The sequence below is a fragment of the Holospora undulata HU1 genome (assembly GCF_000388175.3).
Taxonomy (GTDB): domain Bacteria; phylum Pseudomonadota; class Alphaproteobacteria; order Holosporales; family Holosporaceae; genus Holospora; species Holospora undulata_A.
In genome coordinates this window covers 1-2,536 of sequence record NZ_ARPM03000189.1, presented here as the reverse complement: position 1 = coordinate 2,536, position 2,536 = coordinate 1, and the positions used below count along the sequence as shown (strand labels likewise).

Annotated in this window: 2 protein-coding genes and 1 pseudogene; all 3 read left to right on the top strand. The window is 36.4% G+C overall.

From position 1 onward, the window contains the following. Positions 1 to 244, top strand: a pseudogene (locus K737_RS05800) (IS481 family transposase); the annotation flags it as partial. 517 nt (positions 245 to 761) lie between these two features. Continuing rightward, the gene (locus K737_RS05795) at positions 762 to 1,877 is read left to right on the top strand and encodes an MFS transporter (protein WP_081731193.1); all 1,116 of its coding nucleotides are present in this window, start codon (positions 762 to 764) and stop codon (positions 1,875 to 1,877) included. Between the two features lie 319 nt (positions 1,878 to 2,196). Continuing rightward, positions 2,197 to 2,532 carry an IS630 transposase-related protein gene (locus K737_RS11250; protein WP_006302334.1) on the top strand — a complete coding sequence of 112 codons (336 nt, stop codon included), beginning with the start codon at positions 2,197 to 2,199 and terminating at the stop codon, positions 2,530 to 2,532. The last annotated feature ends 4 nt before the right edge of the window (positions 2,533 to 2,536 follow it).

The following is a 2,536-nucleotide window of genomic DNA, read 5'->3' as shown; positions in this document are numbered from 1 at the left end:
AATTACTAAGATCCGGACTGATAATGGTGCTCAATTTACCTATGCGCTTCTAGCTGAGCATCTTTGTCCCACCCCCCCCCATCCTTTTGATGCAACGTGTAAAGCTTATAAACTTGAGCATAGGCTTACACAATTTAGACATCCTTGGACCAATGGACAGGTGGAGGGTACAAACAGAATGATCAAACAATATACAACAAAAACATATATTATCAGTAATTGGAAAAACTTAAAAAGAATTTGATAACTTTTGTTTTATATTATTAATCATCGACGTAAACTTAACTCATTGAGATATCAAACTCCCTTTGATATTTTTCTTAAAGAGTTTGATCACAATCCAATATATGGTGTTGGGACTGAACACTCAAAACAGTAGCGTGCTATTATTCAGAACTATGATAAAACGTCCTTAAATTTTCTGGGCGCTGTCCACTTGGCTTCAATTGTTATTTGGCTTCATTGTCTACACTGCCTAGATAGATTGAATTTTTTTAGTTTTTTTAAACTCTAGTCTTATTTAGAAGGAAAATCATGTTGATACTATTCTTGTTCAGCGCGCCTTTCAAATTAGTCCTGCAGTCCCCTTCTAAAATTAAATTTTTTGTGTTATATTGGTCCGAATATTTATTTAGCAGAGATACGCTTTCGATAAGGTACAATCAGGTACAAGCTTTAGTTGGATAAAGGCTTGTTTAAGACTTAGTATTCCTCTTTCGTTTTTTGGGTATCAGTTTATACTAAGACGCTGGCCTGGATTGATGATGGATACCATGATGCAGCAATTTTCTGTAAATTCTGCAGAATTTGGAGTTTTGGCGTCAATGTATTACTACGGATACGCAATAATGCAGTTACCCATTGCCTTTGTTTTTGGTCGTTTGGAAATGCGTACAGTTTTGTGTTTTTGTGCATCTGTGTGTGCGCTTGGGATTGGAATACTTACTTACACAAATTCTTTGTATTTGGCTATGGTTGCACAGTTTCTTATTGGAAGTGGTTCTGCTGCAGGGTTTTTATGTACCGCAGAAGCAATTTCTTTATGGTTTCCTAAAGAACGCTACGGTCAAGTCATGGGAGTTGCTGTTGCTTTTGGACTGTTGGGAGCAATTTATGGAGGACAACCTGTACGAAGTTTGTTAGATCACTACCAATGGCAATCTGTAGCGCTGGGAATACTGATAATTGGGGGAGGAATTGCTCTAATATCTTTACGTTTACCTTCTTCTGTAAGAAATCATTCCTCAGAAGAATCTACAGATTTTCTTCATATTTTTAAGAATCCGGCGCTTATTTTTTTGGGTATCGCAAATCTTTTGATGGTAGGAGTACTAGAGGGATTTGCAGATGTTTGGGCAGGACCGTTTTTAGTTAAGAGTTATGGATTGTCTGATTCTGAAGCAGCTGGCGTTGCTTCGTGGATTTTTAAAGGGATGATGGTTGGAAGCCCAATAGTTACGCTCTTAGCAAAACATTTAGGAAATTATTTGGCAATTATCGCTTGCGGTATTGGTATGAGTGGAGCTTTTTTTGCTTTGCTATTTTATAGTGTTCCGTTGTGGAGCCTTCCTTTATGGTTTATTGGGTTAGGAATAGGGTGCTGTTATCAGGTTCTGATTTTTGTTGCAGCAAAAGATTGGTGTCATGCAAACAGAATTAGTGCTGGCATTGCATTTTTAAACACGTTAAACATGTTAGGAGGAGCCTTCTTTCATCCCATTATTGGATTTTTTGTAGATGATCTAAAAAAGTACAAGCTCCCTTTAGAGCTTAGCTATGCTTATGCATTGAGCATAGTTCCTTTTTGTGCTTTAATTGGAACACTTATAGTAATTTTTATTGGCATATATCGTCGGAAAAGATGTATTTCTAGCTAAAAATCTGATGAACTAAAAAGTATTGTAAATTAGACAAGGGAAAATCTTCCCTTGTTTTTTTGTAGAGAAAAGAAGGTTTTTGTATAGTAAACACAAAGTATATAGTAATTTAAGTTAAATTAGGTGTAATTTTTTTGTTAAAATAAAAGGAAAATTACAAAGAGCTACAGCAACGATTTAGGACAAAGGGCAATAGAATATTTAGATGAGAGGAGGGCGGGTATATTAAAGCAGCGCACCTTATTTAAAATAAGTGTATCGGCGATAGACAGGTGGTATAGAAAACCTGGACAAGAAGGCAGTTATTTTCTTAAGAGGCGTGTTTGGCTCAGAAAAAAAGATTGACTTAGAAAAACTTGAAGCGTACGTCAAAGAACCCCAAGATATGCCATTAAAAAAAGCCGCTCAGGAATTTGGGGGAAATATTTTTGCAATCAGTTGCTGGCTAAAAAGATTAGGCTACAGCTTGAAAAAAACTTTTCGTACGTGGAAGCAAGCCAAGAAAAGTAAAGTAAATAAAAGCAAAGTCGGCATCAAGAATCGATCAAATATAGCGTATCCAAATATTGTATATATTGATGAAAGCGGCATTGATAGGCTATGTACAAAGACAGAAACTGGGGCAGAAACCATATACTCCCCCTCACTTTTTTGAAGGG

Coding starts and splice junctions, on each gene's coding strand:
- K737_RS05795 (WP_081731193.1), top strand. CDS start 762: ATGATGGATACCATGATGCAGCAATTTTCTGTAAATTCTGCAGAATTT.